12 protein-coding genes are annotated in these 14,668 nt (G+C 59.1%); 8 read left to right on the top strand and 4 right to left on the bottom strand.

What is annotated here, in order from left to right; genetic code table 11:
* Positions 1–9: 9 nt before the first annotated feature.
* The 5 genes from galT (at position 10) to gpmA (ending at position 4,741) form a co-directional block, all read left to right on the top strand.
* Positions 10–1,059, top strand: coding sequence for a galactose-1-phosphate uridylyltransferase (galT, locus tag CLM71_RS05960; protein ID WP_105230175.1), 1,050 nt, complete (start codon positions 10–12; stop codon positions 1,057–1,059).
* Positions 1,059–2,210 (top strand): galactokinase, encoded by a 1,152-nt coding sequence (gene galK / locus CLM71_RS05955; RefSeq protein ID WP_105230174.1) that lies wholly within the window; start codon positions 1,059–1,061, stop codon positions 2,208–2,210. The genes galT and galK overlap by 1 nt, the downstream gene beginning before the upstream one ends.
* Positions 2,204–3,250, top strand: coding sequence for a galactose-1-epimerase (galM, locus tag CLM71_RS05950; protein WP_105230173.1), 1,047 nt, complete (start codon positions 2,204–2,206; stop codon positions 3,248–3,250). Before galK ends, galM begins: the two co-directional genes overlap by 7 nt.
* 182 nt (positions 3,251–3,432) lie before the next feature.
* Positions 3,433–3,777 carry a PsiF family protein gene (locus CLM71_RS05945; RefSeq protein ID WP_105230172.1) on the top strand — a complete coding sequence of 115 codons (345 nt, stop codon included), beginning with the start codon at positions 3,433–3,435 and terminating at the stop codon, positions 3,775–3,777.
* A gap of 211 nt (positions 3,778–3,988) precedes the next feature.
* Positions 3,989–4,741: a 2,3-diphosphoglycerate-dependent phosphoglycerate mutase gene (gene gpmA, locus CLM71_RS05940; RefSeq protein WP_015671378.1), complete on the top strand. Its 753-nt coding sequence runs from the start codon at positions 3,989–3,991 to the stop codon at positions 4,739–4,741.
* 68 nt (positions 4,742–4,809) lie between these two features.
* On the opposite strand, the gene aroG is transcribed toward gpmA, so the two are convergent.
* Positions 4,810–5,865, bottom strand: a complete 1,056-nt coding sequence (aroG, locus tag CLM71_RS05935; RefSeq protein ID WP_105230171.1) for a 3-deoxy-7-phosphoheptulonate synthase AroG — start codon at positions 5,863–5,865, stop codon at positions 4,810–4,812.
* A 211-nt stretch (positions 5,866–6,076) separates the two neighbouring features.
* Here aroG and CLM71_RS05930 point away from each other — a divergent pair, with 211 nt between their 5' ends.
* The 3 genes from CLM71_RS05930 to zitB are packed head-to-tail and all read left to right on the top strand — an operon-like array spanning position 6,077 to position 10,828.
* Positions 6,077–6,682: a response regulator transcription factor gene (locus CLM71_RS05930; RefSeq protein WP_105233230.1), complete on the top strand. Its 606-nt coding sequence runs from the start codon at positions 6,077–6,079 to the stop codon at positions 6,680–6,682.
* Positions 6,679–9,846: a transporter substrate-binding domain-containing protein gene (locus CLM71_RS05925; protein ID WP_105230170.1), complete on the top strand. Its 3,168-nt coding sequence runs from the start codon at positions 6,679–6,681 to the stop codon at positions 9,844–9,846. The genes CLM71_RS05930 and CLM71_RS05925 overlap by 4 nt, the downstream gene beginning before the upstream one ends.
* A 25-nt stretch (positions 9,847–9,871) precedes the next feature.
* The gene (zitB, locus tag CLM71_RS05920) at positions 9,872–10,828 is read left to right on the top strand and encodes a CDF family zinc transporter ZitB (protein WP_105230169.1); all 957 of its coding nucleotides are present in this window, start codon (positions 9,872–9,874) and stop codon (positions 10,826–10,828) included.
* Between the two features lie 40 nt (positions 10,829–10,868).
* Here zitB and pnuC read toward each other — a convergent pair whose 3' ends face one another.
* From pnuC to CLM71_RS05905, 3 genes are all read right to left on the bottom strand, one after another.
* Complete coding sequence (pnuC, locus tag CLM71_RS05915; protein ID WP_105230168.1) at positions 10,869–11,594, bottom strand: nicotinamide riboside transporter PnuC; 726 nt, start codon at positions 11,592–11,594, stop codon at positions 10,869–10,871.
* A 26-nt stretch (positions 11,595–11,620) separates the two neighbouring features.
* Positions 11,621–12,682 carry a quinolinate synthase NadA gene (gene nadA / locus CLM71_RS05910; protein WP_105230167.1) on the bottom strand — a complete coding sequence of 354 codons (1,062 nt, stop codon included), beginning with the start codon at positions 12,680–12,682 and terminating at the stop codon, positions 11,621–11,623.
* Between the two features lie 233 nt (positions 12,683–12,915).
* Positions 12,916–14,085 (bottom strand): cupin domain-containing protein, encoded by a 1,170-nt coding sequence (locus CLM71_RS05905; RefSeq protein WP_105233229.1) that lies wholly within the window; start codon positions 14,083–14,085, stop codon positions 12,916–12,918.
* Positions 14,086–14,668: the final 583 nt, after the last annotated feature.

Genomic DNA, 14,668 nt, shown 5'->3' with positions numbered 1-14,668 from the left:
GGAATGACTATGACGGATTTTAATCCTATCGTTCACCCTCATCGCCGCTTCAATCCGCTGACCGGCCAATGGGTGCTGGTTTCCCCCCATCGCGCCAAGCGTCCCTGGCAGGGGCAGCAGGAAGCGCCCGCGCAGGAAAGCCTGCCGCAGCACGATCCCGACTGTTTCCTGTGCCCTGGCAATACGCGCGTTACCGGCGACCAAAACCCGGACTATCCCGGCACCTACGTGTTTACCAATGACTTCGCCGCGCTAATGAGCGATACGCCGCAGGCGCCGGAAAGCGACGATCCGCTGATGCGTTGCCAAAGCGCGCGCGGCACCAGCCGGGTGATCTGCTTTTCGCCGGACCACAGCAAAACGCTGCCGCAGCTTAGTCTGCCGGCGCTGGAGCTGGTGGTAGCAACCTGGCAGGAACAAACCGCCGAGCTGGGCCGCAACTACCCCTGGGTGCAGGTGTTTGAAAATAAAGGCGCGGCCATGGGCTGTTCCAATCCGCACCCCCACGGACAAGTATGGGCCAACAGCTTCCTGCCAAATGAAGTCGAGCGTGAAGACCGGCTGCAGCGCGACTATTATCAGCAACACAACAGCGCGATGCTGCTGGACTATGCCCGACGCGAACAGCAGGACGGCAGCCGCACGGTGGTGGAAACCGATCACTGGCTGGCGGTGGTGCCCTATTGGGCGGCATGGCCGTTTGAGACTCTGCTGCTGCCGAAAAGCGCACGGCAACGCCTGACCGACCTTGATGCGGCGCAAAGCGCCGATCTGGCCGTGGCGCTGAAAAAGCTGACCAGCCGCTATGACAATCTGTTCCAGTGCTCTTTCCCTTATTCGATGGGCTGGCACGGCGCACCGTTTAACGGCGCCGATAACCGCCACTGGCAACTGCACGCCCACTTCTATCCGCCGCTGCTGCGCTCCGCCTCGGTGCGTAAATTTATGGTGGGCTATGAAATGCTGGCGGAAACCCAGCGCGATCTGACCGCCGAACAGGCCGCCGAACGTCTGCGGGCGGTCAGCGATATCCATTACCGTGAAGCCGGAGCCCAATAATGCGTTTGCAAGAATTGACCCAGAGCGTTTTTACCCAGCATTTCGGTTACGCACCGACCCTCACCGTACAGGCGCCGGGGCGCGTCAATCTGATCGGCGAACACACCGACTATAACGACGGCTTTGTACTGCCCTGCGCCATCGACTATCAGACCGTGATCAGCATCGCCAAGCGCGACGATCGTCAGATCCGCGTACTGGCGGCCGATTATGATCATCAGGTAGATCAATTCGCCCTCGACCAGCCGATCGTGCCGCATGAGCAGCTGCAGTGGGCCAACTACGTGCGCGGCGTGGTGAAGCATCTGCAGCAGCGCAACGGCAAGTTTGGCGGCGCCGACCTGGTGATCAGCGGCAACGTGCCGCAGGGCGCCGGTCTCAGCTCTTCCGCCTCGCTGGAGGTGGCCGTCGGCCAGGCCTTACAGACGCTGTATCAGCTGCCGCTCGACGGCGTCGCGCTGGCCCTGAACGGCCAGGAGGCCGAAAACCAGTTCGTCGGCTGCAACTGCGGCATTATGGATCAGCTGATTTCCGCGCTCGGCCAGCCGGATCACGCGCTGCTGATCGACTGCCGTTCACTGGCGACCCGCGCGGTGCCGCTGCCGGACGACGTAGCGGTGGTGATCATCAACTCTAATGTCAAACGCGGGCTGGTCGACAGTGAATACAATACCCGTCGCCAGCAGTGTGAACAGGCCGCCGGATTCTTTGGCGTCAAGGCGCTGCGCGACGTCAGCCAGCAACAGTTCAACGCCCGCGAGCATGAGATGGGCCCGCTGGTCGCCAAACGTGCGCGCCATATTATCAGCGAGAACGCCCGCACGCTGGCCGCTGCCGAGGCGCTGGCCTGCGGTGATTTAGCCCGGATGGGGCAATTGATGGCCGAGTCGCACGCCTCCATGCGCGATGACTTTGAAATCACCGTGCCGCCGATCGACGCGCTGGTGGAGATTGTCAAAGCGGCGATCGGCGAACACGGCGGCGTGCGTATGACCGGCGGCGGCTTCGGCGGCTGCATCGTCGCGCTGATGCCGCAGCGGCTGGTTGAACCGGTGCGTGCGGCGGTACAACGGGAGTACCCGTTGCGGGCCAACGGCCTGCAGGAAACCTTCTATGTCTGCACCGCATCCGCAGGAGCCGGCTCATGCTGAACATCGCTGAAGAACAACGTGCGCCGGATGGCCGGCCGTTTACCTTAACCACCCTGCGCAACGCCGGCGGGATGACGGTAACGCTGATGGATTGGGGCGCGACCTGGCTCTCAGCGCGGCTGCCGCTCAGCGGCGGCGAAACGCGTGAGGTGCTGCTCGGCTGCGCCACGCCTGCCGACTATCTGCGGCAAAGCGCCTATCTCGGCGCTACGGTAGGCCGCTACGCCAACCGCATCGCCAACGCCAGCCTGCCGCAGGACGGCGGCGCGCTGGCGCTGCTGGCCAATCAGGGGCCGCACCAGCTGCACGGCGGGCCGGAGGGCTTCCACGCCCGCCGCTGGCACATTGCCCAGCAGGATCGGCAGCAGGTAACGTATCAGCTGCATTCGCCCGACGGCGATCAGGGCTTCCCCGGCAATCTGCAGGTCAGCGCCCGCTTCCGCCTGACGGACGACCACCAGTTGGAGATCGACTACCAGGCGCAGACCGATCGTCCCTGCCCGGTCAACCTGACCAACCATGCCTATTTCAATCTGGACGGCGCCGGACAAGACGCGCGTCAGCAGACGCTGCAGCTCAACGCGGATCATTACCTGCCGGTCGATGAGCAGGGGATCCCCAGCGCGGCGCTGACGGCGGTCGACGGCAGCGGCATGGATTTCCGCCAGCCTAAAACACTGGCGCAGGATCTGCTGCGTGATGCCGCCCAGCAGCGGGTGAAGGGTTACGATCACGCTTATCTGCTGCAGCGCGACTGTCTGGCGCTGGATAAACCGGCGGCGCGGCTGTGCTCGGCGGACGGCCGGCTGGAAATGCACGTTTTCACCACTGCACCGGCGCTGCAGCTGTACAGCGGTAACTATCTTGCCGGCACGCCGGCGCGCGACGGCGGCAGCTACGGCGATTACGCCGGCGTGGCGCTGGAAAGCGAATTTCTGCCGGACAGCCCGCACCACCCGGAATGGCCGCAGCCCAGCTGCTGGCTACAACCGGGACAAAACTATCACAGCATCACCCGCTATCTGTTTTCCCCGCGTTAACCGACGCCCCCGCGCCGCAGCGCGGGGCGTGTTGTTATAAATGCTTACCCTTTTCCTGCCGCCCCGTTCCTTCCTTTATACCCGTACGCGCACTAAAATCAGCCTACCGTGATAAGCACAACATCCTGTGCTGCGTCACAATTTTCGGCCATTCCGGCCGGTTAATAGCTGAAGGAACACCTATGCGACTGATTACTGCACTTCCGTTACTGGCAGGTTTGCTGCTGAGCGCCAACCTGATGGCTGCAGAAGCCCCGGCAAAAAAAGCTCCGTCTCCGGCGCAGGCCGCCCAACAAAAACGTATGACCGACTGTAATCAACAGGCTTCTTCCAAATCGCTGAAGGGCGCCGATCGTACCACCTTCATGAGCACCTGCCTGAAAGCCGAAGGCCATCAGGCCGCCGGTAAAGCGCTGACGCCGCAACAGCAGAAAATGAAAGGCTGTAATGCCGACGCCGCCAAGCAAAGCCTGAAGGGCGACGCGCGTAAAACCTTTATGAGCAGCTGTCTGAAAAAAGCCGCCTGATTGCCGGCTTTTCCCACGGCGCGCCGCATTTTCCCCCGCGCGCGCCGCACTCTCCCCACGCTTGAACGATTCAGCTTTTTCATCCTTTCAGATCTTACTTAACGGCAATAAATTGGCTATGGTTAAGCACTATCGATTGCCGAGCCACCGGCCGCGGCAATATAATGATTTTCGTTATCATTGAAATGTCAGATTATTAAGGAGTTAAGCTATGGCTGTAACTAAGCTGGTTCTGGTGCGTCACGGCGAAAGCCAGTGGAACAACGAAAACCGCTTCACCGGTTGGTACGATGTTGACCTGTCCGATAAAGGCCGCACCGAAGCGAAAGCAGCAGGCAAACTGTTGAAAGATGAAGGTTTCAATTTCGACTTCGCTTACACCTCCGTACTGAAGCGCGCGATCCACACCCTGTGGAACATCCTGGATGAGCTGGATCAGGCCTGGCTGCCGACCGAGAAATCCTGGAAACTGAACGAACGTCACTACGGTGCGCTGCAGGGCCTGAACAAAGCGGAAACCGCAGAGAAATACGGCGACGAGCAGGTAAAACAGTGGCGTCGCGGCTTCGCCGTTACCCCGCCGGAGCTGACCAAAGATGACGAGCGCTACCCTGGCCACGACCCGCGTTATGCATCCCTGAGCGAGCAAGAGCTGCCGCTGACCGAAAGCCTGGCGCTGACCATCGACCGCGTTATCCCTTACTGGAACGAAGAGATCCTGCCGCGCGTCAAGAGCGGTGAGCGCGTGATCATCGCCGCCCACGGCAACTCCCTGCGCGCGCTGGTGAAATACCTGGATAACATGAGCGAAGATGAGATCCTCGAACTGAACATCCCAACCGGCGTGCCGTTGGTGTATGAGTTCGACGAGAACATGAAGCCAATCAAACACTACTACCTGGGCAACGCGGACGAAATCGCCGCTAAAGCCGCTGCGGTAGCCAACCAGGGCAAAGCGAAGTAATTGCCGCCCTGACGTAAAAAAGCCCCCGGTTTACACCGGGGGCTTTTTTTATGCGTCAGCCTGCGGGCTTAGCGGGCGCGGCGCGCCTTCACCGCCGCCGCCAGATCGCGCAGCACGGTTTCGGTATCTTCCCAGCCGATGCAGCCATCGGTGACGCTCTTGCCGTACACCAGCGGTTCACCGCTTTCCAGGCTCTGGTTACCTTCCACCAGATGACTCTCGATCATCACGCCGATAATCGCCTTTTCACCGCCGCTAATCTGTTGGCAGACGTCGGCGCTGACGTCCAGCTGCTTCTTGAACTGCTTGCTGCTGTTGGCATGGCTGAAGTCGATCATCACATTGGCCGGCAGACCGGCCTTGCTCAGCCCCTCTTTCACCGCTTTAACGTGTTCCGCGCTGTAATTCGGCTCTTTGCCGCCGCGTAGAATAATATGGCAGTCGCCGTTGCCGCCGGTGTTGACGATCGCCGAATGACCCCACTTGGTGACCGACAGGAAGCAGTGCGCGGCGCCGGCGGCGTTAATGGCGTCGATCGCCACCTTAATGGTGCCGTCGGTGCCGTTTTTGAAGCCCACCGGGCAGGAGAGACCGGAAGCCAGTTCACGGTGCACCTGCGATTCGGTGGTGCGCGCGCCGATCGCGCCCCAGCTCATCAGATCCGCCAGATACTGCGGCGTAATCATGTCCAGATACTCGCCCGCCGCCGGCAGGCCGCTGTCGTTAATATCCAGCAGCAGCTTACGTGCCAGACGCAGGCCTTCGTTGATCTGGAAGCTGTTGTCCATCAGCGGATCGTTGATCAGCCCTTTCCAGCCCACGGTGGTGCGCGGTTTCTCAAAATAAACCCGCATCACCACTTCCAGCTCGCCGTTCAGCTCCTGGCGCAGCTGCAGCAGACGCTGCGCGTACTCTTTGGCAGCGCGCGTGTCGTGAATGGAGCAAGGGCCGATCACCACCAGCAGGCGGTCGTCGCTGCCTTTAAGAATGTTGTGAATCGCATTGCGCGCCAGCGACACCGTCTCTGCCGCCTGTTCCGTGGCCGGAAACTTCTCCAGCAACGCGACAGGGGGTAAAAGTTCCTTAATATCTTTGATGCGTAAATCGTCGTTTTGGTAATTCATAACTTTTCCATTCGGTATCAAGAAGGGGTATATCGCAATGCGCGGATCCAACCAATCTAGCCTGTGCGGCAGGCGCTGTAAATCACTTTGCCCTGCTGACTTTTAACCACCGATTTGGCAGCAGATTGTGCTGTCAGATAACGGCGGCGCAGGACCTCCTTTTTCGCTATGCTACTCTCAGGCCCCTGCTGGACAATAGACGAACATGACGATGCTTTCCCTGTTACTGGTTGACGATCACCCGTTGGTTCATGTCGCACTGGAAGCGGCGCTGATAAAATCCGGCCATCCCTACGTCCTGACGGCGCAGCCGGACGATAGCCAAGCGCTCACCTGGCTCAGCCGGCAGCGCTGCGACGTGCTGATTCTGGATATCGGCCTGCCGCAGGTTGACGGCCTGCAGCTGTTGAAGAAGATCCGCCGCCACTACCCGCAACAGCGTATCATCATCTATACCGCGCAGGAGGAAGCGCTGTATGCGCGTCTGGCCTACCAGTCCGGCGCCAGCGGTTTTGTCCATAAGGGCGCATCGCTGGAACAGCTGGTGCGCTGTATTGAACAGGTGATGCAGGGGGAACGCGTTTTCCCGCCGTCGCTCGGCGACGAGCAGGAAGAGAACGGTCCCGGCCCGTCGTTAACCGCCAAAGAATTGCAGGTGCTCGCCCTGCTGAGCAAGGGACTATCAAACCTGCAGATTGCCGAGATGCTGAATATCAGCAATAAAACCGTCAGCACCCACAAGAAAAATATTCTGCGCAAAACCGGTGCGGCAAATCTGCTGGAGCTGGCGGCAGTGTTTAAAGAGCTGGCGCCGTGAAACGCCTGATTCTGCTGTTCAGCCTGTTGGCGCTGTGCGCCTCGGCGCTGGCCGCGCAGCCGCCCCGCTATCATCTGGTCAGCAATCTGTCGCTGCCGAATGACATGCTGCTGGCGCGGGAGAAAAACCCCTGGCGCGGTAAGATGCTGCGCGTAGGCATTATCAGCGAAAACACCAGCCCTTATAACATCATCGTGGATGATGATCTGTATGGGCTGAACGCCGACTACCTCGACTACATTCAGCAGGTGACCGGCATCCGCTTCGAGGTTCTCGGCTTCGCCAACCTCACCCGGCTACAGCAGGCGCTGCAGCGCGGGGAGATCGACCTGCTGTACGGCATACCCCGGCAGGCCGTATCCGGCCCGCTGCAGCTGTCGCACCCCTATTACGCCAGCAACCTGCGGGTACTGCGCGATCGCAACAATAACCGGCCGGTGATGCTCAACTCGGCAACCGCGCGCGTCGCCATCGGCGCCCTGACCGATATGCAGGCCGGCACGGCGCTGCAGGGCGTCACCTCTCAGGTACAGCGCTATGACAATAATTTTCAGGCGGTCTACGCCCTGCTTAACGGCAGCGATGATTACTTTATTGCCGATGACGCCAGCGCCAGTTTTATTATCGATCAGCTGCAATTAGGGCAGCTTTACCAGGTGGAAAGCGCCATCAACCTGGGCAGCCTGTCATTTGTCTTCGCCGCGAACGACGCCAGGCTCATTGATTCATTGAATAACGCCATCGCCGATACGCCGATGGAGTTGATGAACAGCCTGCAGAGCCGCTGGAGTAAAAAAATCCCCAGCTATCTGGATACCGGCAACGCCGATCTGACGCTGATGGAGAAAAACTGGGTCGCCGCGCACCGCAGCGTGCCCTATGCCGCCGTTGAGAATAACTTCCCCTTTGTCTATCGCGACGCCGATAACCAGCCGCGCGGCTATCTGGTCGATATTCTTAATACCATCGGTCAAAACAGCGGCCTGCAGTTTACCCCGGTCTGGGCACGCAACGCCGAGCAGGCCGACGCGTTGGTCAGCAGCGGCCAGGCGCTGATGCGCGCCGCGCTGCCGCTCACCGCCGACGCCAAAGCCCATTACAGCGCCAGTATGCCGGTCCATCGCGCGTTATGGGGCGTCTACGTCGGTCGCTACGCCGAAAATATCGCCGGCTGGGCCGCGCTGCAGGGCAAACGCATCGGCTTTGTGCAGGGCGACCTCGGGCGCAGTCTTATCCCTGCCGGCAATCAGGCAATCGCATTCAGCGACGCCAAAAGCCTGTATGACGCGCTGGCGAACGGCCGGGTGGACGCGCTGGTGGACAATGTCATTTCCGCCAACTTCCTGGCGCTGTCGCGCTATTCCGGCGCCATCCGGCTGGCCTTTCCCGCCAATAATATCGCCTATCCTATCGCCTTCGGCGTACGTCCCGATCGGCCCCTGCTGCTCGGCATTCTGGATAAGAACCTGATGCAGATCCCGGCGGAGACGCTGCGGTCGCTGCGTGAGACTTGGATTGTCGACCGCAGCAGCCTGATCGACGCGGTGAACGATAACCGCATGCCGCCGCAGACCACCTGGCTGCTGACGCTGCTGGCGGTGATTATTCTGCTGCTGTTGCTGTGGATCGTGCGCCGCTACCGGCAGCAGCGCCGTGAGCAGCGCGAGCACCGCCGGCTAGAACAGGCGCGCCGTCAGGCCGAAGCGGAAAACCGCAGGAAGAGTAAATTTCTGGCGACGGTCAGCCATGAACTGCGCACGCCGATGCACGCCATCCTCGGCCTGCTGGAACTGGAGCTGAAAAAAACGCCGACGCCGGCAGGGCTGCCGGTGATTTACAGCTCCGCCGCCTCGCTGCTGAATCTGCTGAACGATCTGCAGGACTACGCCAAGCTGGAAAGCGGCTCGCTCACCCTGGCGCCCCAGCCGCTGGCGCTGCGCCCGTGGGGAGAACATCTGCAGGCGCTGTACCGGCCGCTGCTCGGCAACAAGGCGCTGACCTTCCGCGTCCGTCTTGATGAGAGCTTGCCCGACGCCGTCACTATCGATGGTGAGCGTTTACTTCAGATCGCCAACAACCTGATAAATAACGCCATTAAGTTCACCACGCGCGGCTACGTTGAGGTTGGTCTGGCCTGGCAAGACGGCACGCTGCACCTGAGCGTCGCCGACAGCGGCTGCGGCATCGCCGCCGATGAGCTGGACAAGCTGTTCCAACCCTTTTACCGGGCACGCGGCGCACAGCGTATTTCTGTGCAGGGCACCGGGCTGGGACTGTCGATCTGTAAAGAGATTGTCGAGCAGATGGGCGGCGCGATTGTCCTGCGCTCGCAGCCAGGCGTGGGTACACAGGTTGATGTGACGCTGCCGGCCGCCACGGCGCAGGCCATCACGCCGCCGCCGCAGGACGCCGCGCCGGCGCGACGTTTTTCACCGTCGCTGCGGGTCGCGCTGATTGACGACCATCCGACCAATCTGTTGCTGATGGAACGTCAGCTGCGCCATTTCGCTCTGCAGCCGGCGCTGTTTGAACACGGTTACCCGCTGTTGCAGGCCCACCGCCAACAGCCCTTCGAACTGTTGTTTATCGACTACAATATGCCACGCCCGGACGGCCTGACGCTGGCGCGCCTGATCCGCCGCGATGAACGGCGTCGTGGGTTGCCTGCCTGCCACATCGTGCTGTGTTCCGCCGACGTGCAGGAGTTTACCCGCATTCCCGCCGGGCAGGTGCATATTGACCATTTTCTCACCAAGCCGATTTCCCTGGCGGTGATTGAACAGGTTTTAGCCGAAAACAGCCGCTTTACCCAGCCCCAGTTAGCCCTTACTGACCTAAAAAACCAGCTAACGGTGCTCGGCGGCGATAATGTAGCCATGCAACAGCGGCTGGCATCCACGCTGCGCACTACCCTGCTGGCCGATCGCCAACGACTGCAGGCGGCGGCGCAACGGCAGGATTGGCTGGCGCTGGGCCAGGCGGCGCACCGTATTAAGGGCAGCCTGCTGATGCTGCAGCTCGGCATACCGGCGCAGCGCTGCCAGCAGGCGATCGACGCCGCCAGGCGCGGAGAATTCGCCGCAGAGGCCTATACTGAGATCGACGCCGCCGTGGCGCAGCTGTTAACGCAGCTGGACGCCGCCGCGCCGACGATGAATGATTGAGTATCACGTTAAATAAGGACATAAGATGTCAGAAACCCCACACGTTCATCTGCCGAAAAACAGCAATAGTAAACGCCTGCTAACCGCTTTTTTAGTCACCGCCGGGTTTATGGTGGCCGAGGCCATCGGCGGCCTGCTTTCCGGCTCGCTGGCGCTGCTGGCCGATGCGGGACACATGCTGACCGACGCCGCCGCACTGCTGGTGGCGCTGATGGCGGTGCACTTTTCACAGCGTAAACCCAACGCCCGCCACACCTTCGGCTACCTGCGGCTGACCACGCTGGCGGCGTTTCTTAACGCGGCGGCGCTGCTGGCGATCGTTATCTTTATTCTGTGGGAGGCCATCCGGCGTTTCTTCGAACCGCAGCCGGTTATGGGCACGCCGATGCTGATTATCGCCGTCGCCGGCCTGCTGGCGAATCTGTTCGCTTTCTGGCTGCTGCACCGTGGCAATGAAGAGAAAAATATTAACGTGCGCGCTGCGGCGCTGCATGTACTGGGGGATCTGCTCGGCTCGGTAGGCGCCATCGCCGCGGCCATTGTGATCCTCACCACCGGCTGGACGCCGATTGACCCCATTTTATCGGTGCTGGTGTCCTGTCTGGTGGTGCGCAGCGCCTGGCGCCTGCTGAAAGAGAGCTTCCACGAGCTGCTTGAAGGTACGCCGCAGGAGGTCGATATCGTCAAACTGCAGAAGGATTTGTGCCTGAATATCGCCGAGGTGCGTAATATTCATCATGTTCACGTCTGGCAGATCGGCGAACAAAAACTAATGACGCTGCATGCTCAGGTGATTCCGCCGCACGACCACGATGGCCTGCTGCGCCGCATTGAAGCTTATCTGCTTAAGCATTATCAGATTGGTCACGTGACCATCCAAATGGAATACCAACACTGCGATACGCCGGACTGCGGCATCAACCGGGCGCCGGAAGCGAGTGAGCACACACATTCACACTCGCACCTGGGCCATCACCACTGACGAGGGCGCTCCCGCACCGGCCGGCGCGGGAGCGATAAGATCAAGAGTGGGAGGAGAGCGGCCGTGACCCTCGGTCGGCCGCGCTACGGATCCACAGCCAGGAACCGTTCAGTGCGATCAGAGTCAGGATGACATACTCCAGCGCCATGGCGTACACGCCCTGGTAGGCAAAAATCGCCACGCTGATCACGTCAATCACCACCCAGAGCAGCCAGTTTTCCACGTATTTGCGCGTCATCAGAATCATCGCCACGATCGACAACACCATCATCGTCGAATCCCAGAACGGGAAAGCGTCCGGCTGCAGCGTCGGCGGTTCAACCGGCAGCCCCAGCGCCTGCATCACCGTCACCGCCGCCTGCGTCAGCCAGGCGAAAACGCGGTCAATGTTAAAGGTCATCAGCAGGATGCCCGCCACACACGCCGCTCCCCAGCCCAGCGCCTTCGGCAGCGGCATCCAGCGAATTTGCAGCTCGGCCTGATGCTCCGCCGTCTGCCGGCTCCAGGCATACCAGCCATAGATATTGGCGCCAAAGAAAAACAGCTGCAGCAGCAGGCTGGCGTACAGCTGAATCTGGAAGAAGATCACCGCAAACAGCGTCACGTTGATCAGACCAAACAGATAGTTGATGATTTTTTCCTGGCTGGCGTACCAGATGCACAACAGACCGAACAGCGTGCCTATCGCCTCAATCCAGGACAGGTCATAGCCACCCGCCCCCAGCGGGATATGCACCATGATGTTGCTGGTACTAAAAAAATTCATCGGGCCTTCCTTTTCATCGGGTTAACTTAGGCGTTTCCTTTTACCTGCATCTTCAGCGTTGCGGCAAAATCCAGCATGCGGTTCAGCGGCAGCAGCGCTTTTTTCCGCAGCGCGCCATCGACAAAAATTTCATGCTGCGCACCGCCCTGCTCCAACCCGTCGGCAATCGCCTTCAGGCCATTCATCGCCATCCACGGACAGTGCGCGCAGCTGCGGCAGGTCGCCCCTTCACCGGCGGTCGGCGCCTCAAACAGCTCTTTGTCCGGGCATGCCTGCTGCATCTTATAAAAGATGCCGCGGTCGGTGGCGACGATCAGCTGCCGCTGCGGTAAATTCTGCGCCGCCTGAATCAGCTGGCTGGTAGAGCCGACCGCGTCGGCCAAATCAACCACCGCCTGCGGCGATTCCGGATGCACCAGAATCGCCGCCTCGGGATAGAGCGCCTTCATGCGCATCAGCGCCTGGGTTTTAAACTCATCATGGACGATGCAGGCGCCCTGCCAGCACAGGACGTCGGCCCCGGTCTGTTTTTGAACATAGTTGCCCAAATGGCGATCCGGCGCCCAGATAATTTTCTCCCCGAGGCTGTCGAGATGTTCAATCAGCTCAACGGCAATGCTGGAGGTGACAACCCAGTCGGCACGCGCTTTTACCGCCGCTGATGTATTAGCGTAGACCACCACGGTGCGATCCGGATGACTATCGCAAAAGGCGTTGAACTCCGCCTCCGGGCAGCCGAGGTCGAGTGAACATTCAGCATGCAGCGTCGGCATCAGCACCCGCTTTTCCGGGCTGAGAATTTTCGCCGTTTCCCCCATAAAGCGCACCCCCGCCACCAGTAAAGTTGAGGCCGGGTGGTTGCTGCCGAAACGCGCCATCTCCAGCGAATCGGCAACGCAGCCGCCGGTTTCTTCCGCCAGCGCCTGAATTTCCGGGTCGGTGTAATAGTGGGCCACCATCACCGCATCGCGCTGCTTCAACAGCGTTTTGATTTTCTCACGGTAGAAGGCCTTTTCCGCCTGGTCGAGCGGTATCGGTTTGGCTGGGAACGGGTAGATTGCCGCATTGGCGTCAAACATTTCACTCATCACTGTCATCTCTGTGCTAGTCTGGAGAACCTGTCGCAACCGCCGCCTGCGGTTGCCCTGCCCCAATGTTTTATATACTAAACAAAATACCCAAACAAAAGACAAAAGTCGCTCTAATTTTCGTCTATAGACGATTTTTGTTTAACCGTTGAAACTTTGAGGGTCAATGAATATGAGTGGGGGAACGGAAAACGCCAGCCTGTCACCGGCGCTTGCCGCTTTTCTTGCTGCCGTTACTTTCTGCGGCGCGACATCACCAACTTGTCCTTCGGCCGCGCCTGCCAGTCCTCAACCTGATTATTGAAGTTGTCCGCCAGCAGGTAAGCCGGAGTTTTCGCCAGCCAGTCGGACAGAGAGATGTCCTGATAGATGCCGTTATCCAGCACTATCAGCACCTTCAGATCGTCGTCGCCGAGATTTTCAATGTAATGACCGAACCCTTGCGGCACATAGCCGACGTCGGAAGGCGCGTACTCCTCGGTTTGGACATGACCGTGCGAACTGAATACCGTCATACGCCCCTTGCCGGAAATATAATACTGCCATTCATTGGCGTTCGGGTGCCAATGCAGTTCGCGTACTGCACCGGGTTTGACGATCTCGATAATGCCGGTCATGGTGGTGGAAATAGGAAATTCTTTTGACGACACCAAATGCACGCTGCCGGCGTCATTTTCAAAGAACGGTTTCTGTTTCATTAATTGATAACGGTGCGTTAACGGCGAATTATTCAGGCCTCCGTCATTTTTAGCTAACGGCAACGCCGGCGGTACCGCTCCGCCGACAATATAAGCCTCGCCCTGTTTGGCCTTGGAGAATATTGATGCCGGCATATTAACGCTTTTTTCTAATATTTCTTTCGGCATATGCGCCACCCAGTCGGTAATACTGAATGTGCCGAATTCGGAGAAGTGACCATTATCGAAAGCCAGAATAAAATGTGCGCCCTCAGCCAGCGCCTGAATGGAATGGCCGTAGCCCTTCGGAAAATACCACACATCACCGGGGCCAAAATCCGCCACCTCACATTTTCCTTCTGGATCGATAATGGTAATGCGCGCCCGCCCCTCCAGCATAAAGGCCCATTCAGCGGCGATAGCGTGCCAGTGCAGCTCGCGTACGCCGCCAGGCTCCAGCGTCATATCAACCCCGGCTACGCCTTCAGAAATCGGGAACTGTTCAACGGTGGCTTCCCGCGCCCAGCCGCTGGGCAGGCTGCGCTTTTTACTGTCGGTGAATTTGTATTTATACACGCCCCGCGCATCGGCGGGCGGCTGGTAGCTGCTGGGCGGCACAATATTGCGGTGATCATCGGCAACGGCGGACTTCACCATGCCGCCGATCATACCGGCGGCGGCCGCGCTAACGGCGGAGGCTTTCAAGATATCACGACGCGATAACATATCATCTTTCTCCAAAGCAATGGCGAACGCCTGCAGAATACCAGGCGCTGCAGCAATAAGATCGGAAGTAAAATAAGGCGTGTCACGCAATAGAATTTTCGGCGACCATTAAAGCGTAGTAATGAATGAAGCACTTCCCGCCTTTTGCTTTGTTTCTTTTTGTTAATAAGTGAGTGCGATTTTTATTATTTTATGCGCTTTTAAATAATCACCAAATGGAAATTACTTATCTGAAGCGGAAATATAAATAAACCATCAACGAGATTAAATTATATTTGTTAGCTAGGTTGTTTTTATTGCCATATGGGAAATTACGTGAATGAAGCGACAGGTGATAAGAAAGAGATGCACGACATAAATTTTAGAAATAGTGGGGTGTGTTGAATTGATGGCCTGCGGGCAACACTGCGCGTTGTCGTCTCGCTTCGCTTATTACTCGTCTCATCCATGAGACTCACCCTACGGGCCAGCGCAAGCGCTGTTCAAAATCACTCCCGGCGATTTTGTCGAACCTGAACGCAGGTGACTCGTCTCTTCTAGACTCGCCCTTCGGGCCAGCGCAAGCGCTGTTCAAAAGCGTAAA

This window comes from Serratia sp. MYb239 (genome assembly GCF_002966855.1).
Taxonomy (GTDB): Bacteria; Pseudomonadota; Gammaproteobacteria; order Enterobacterales; family Enterobacteriaceae; genus Serratia_B; species Serratia_B rhizosphaerae.
Note: the sequence above shows the minus strand (reverse complement) of the source record. Positions and strands in the feature narration are given on the sequence as shown.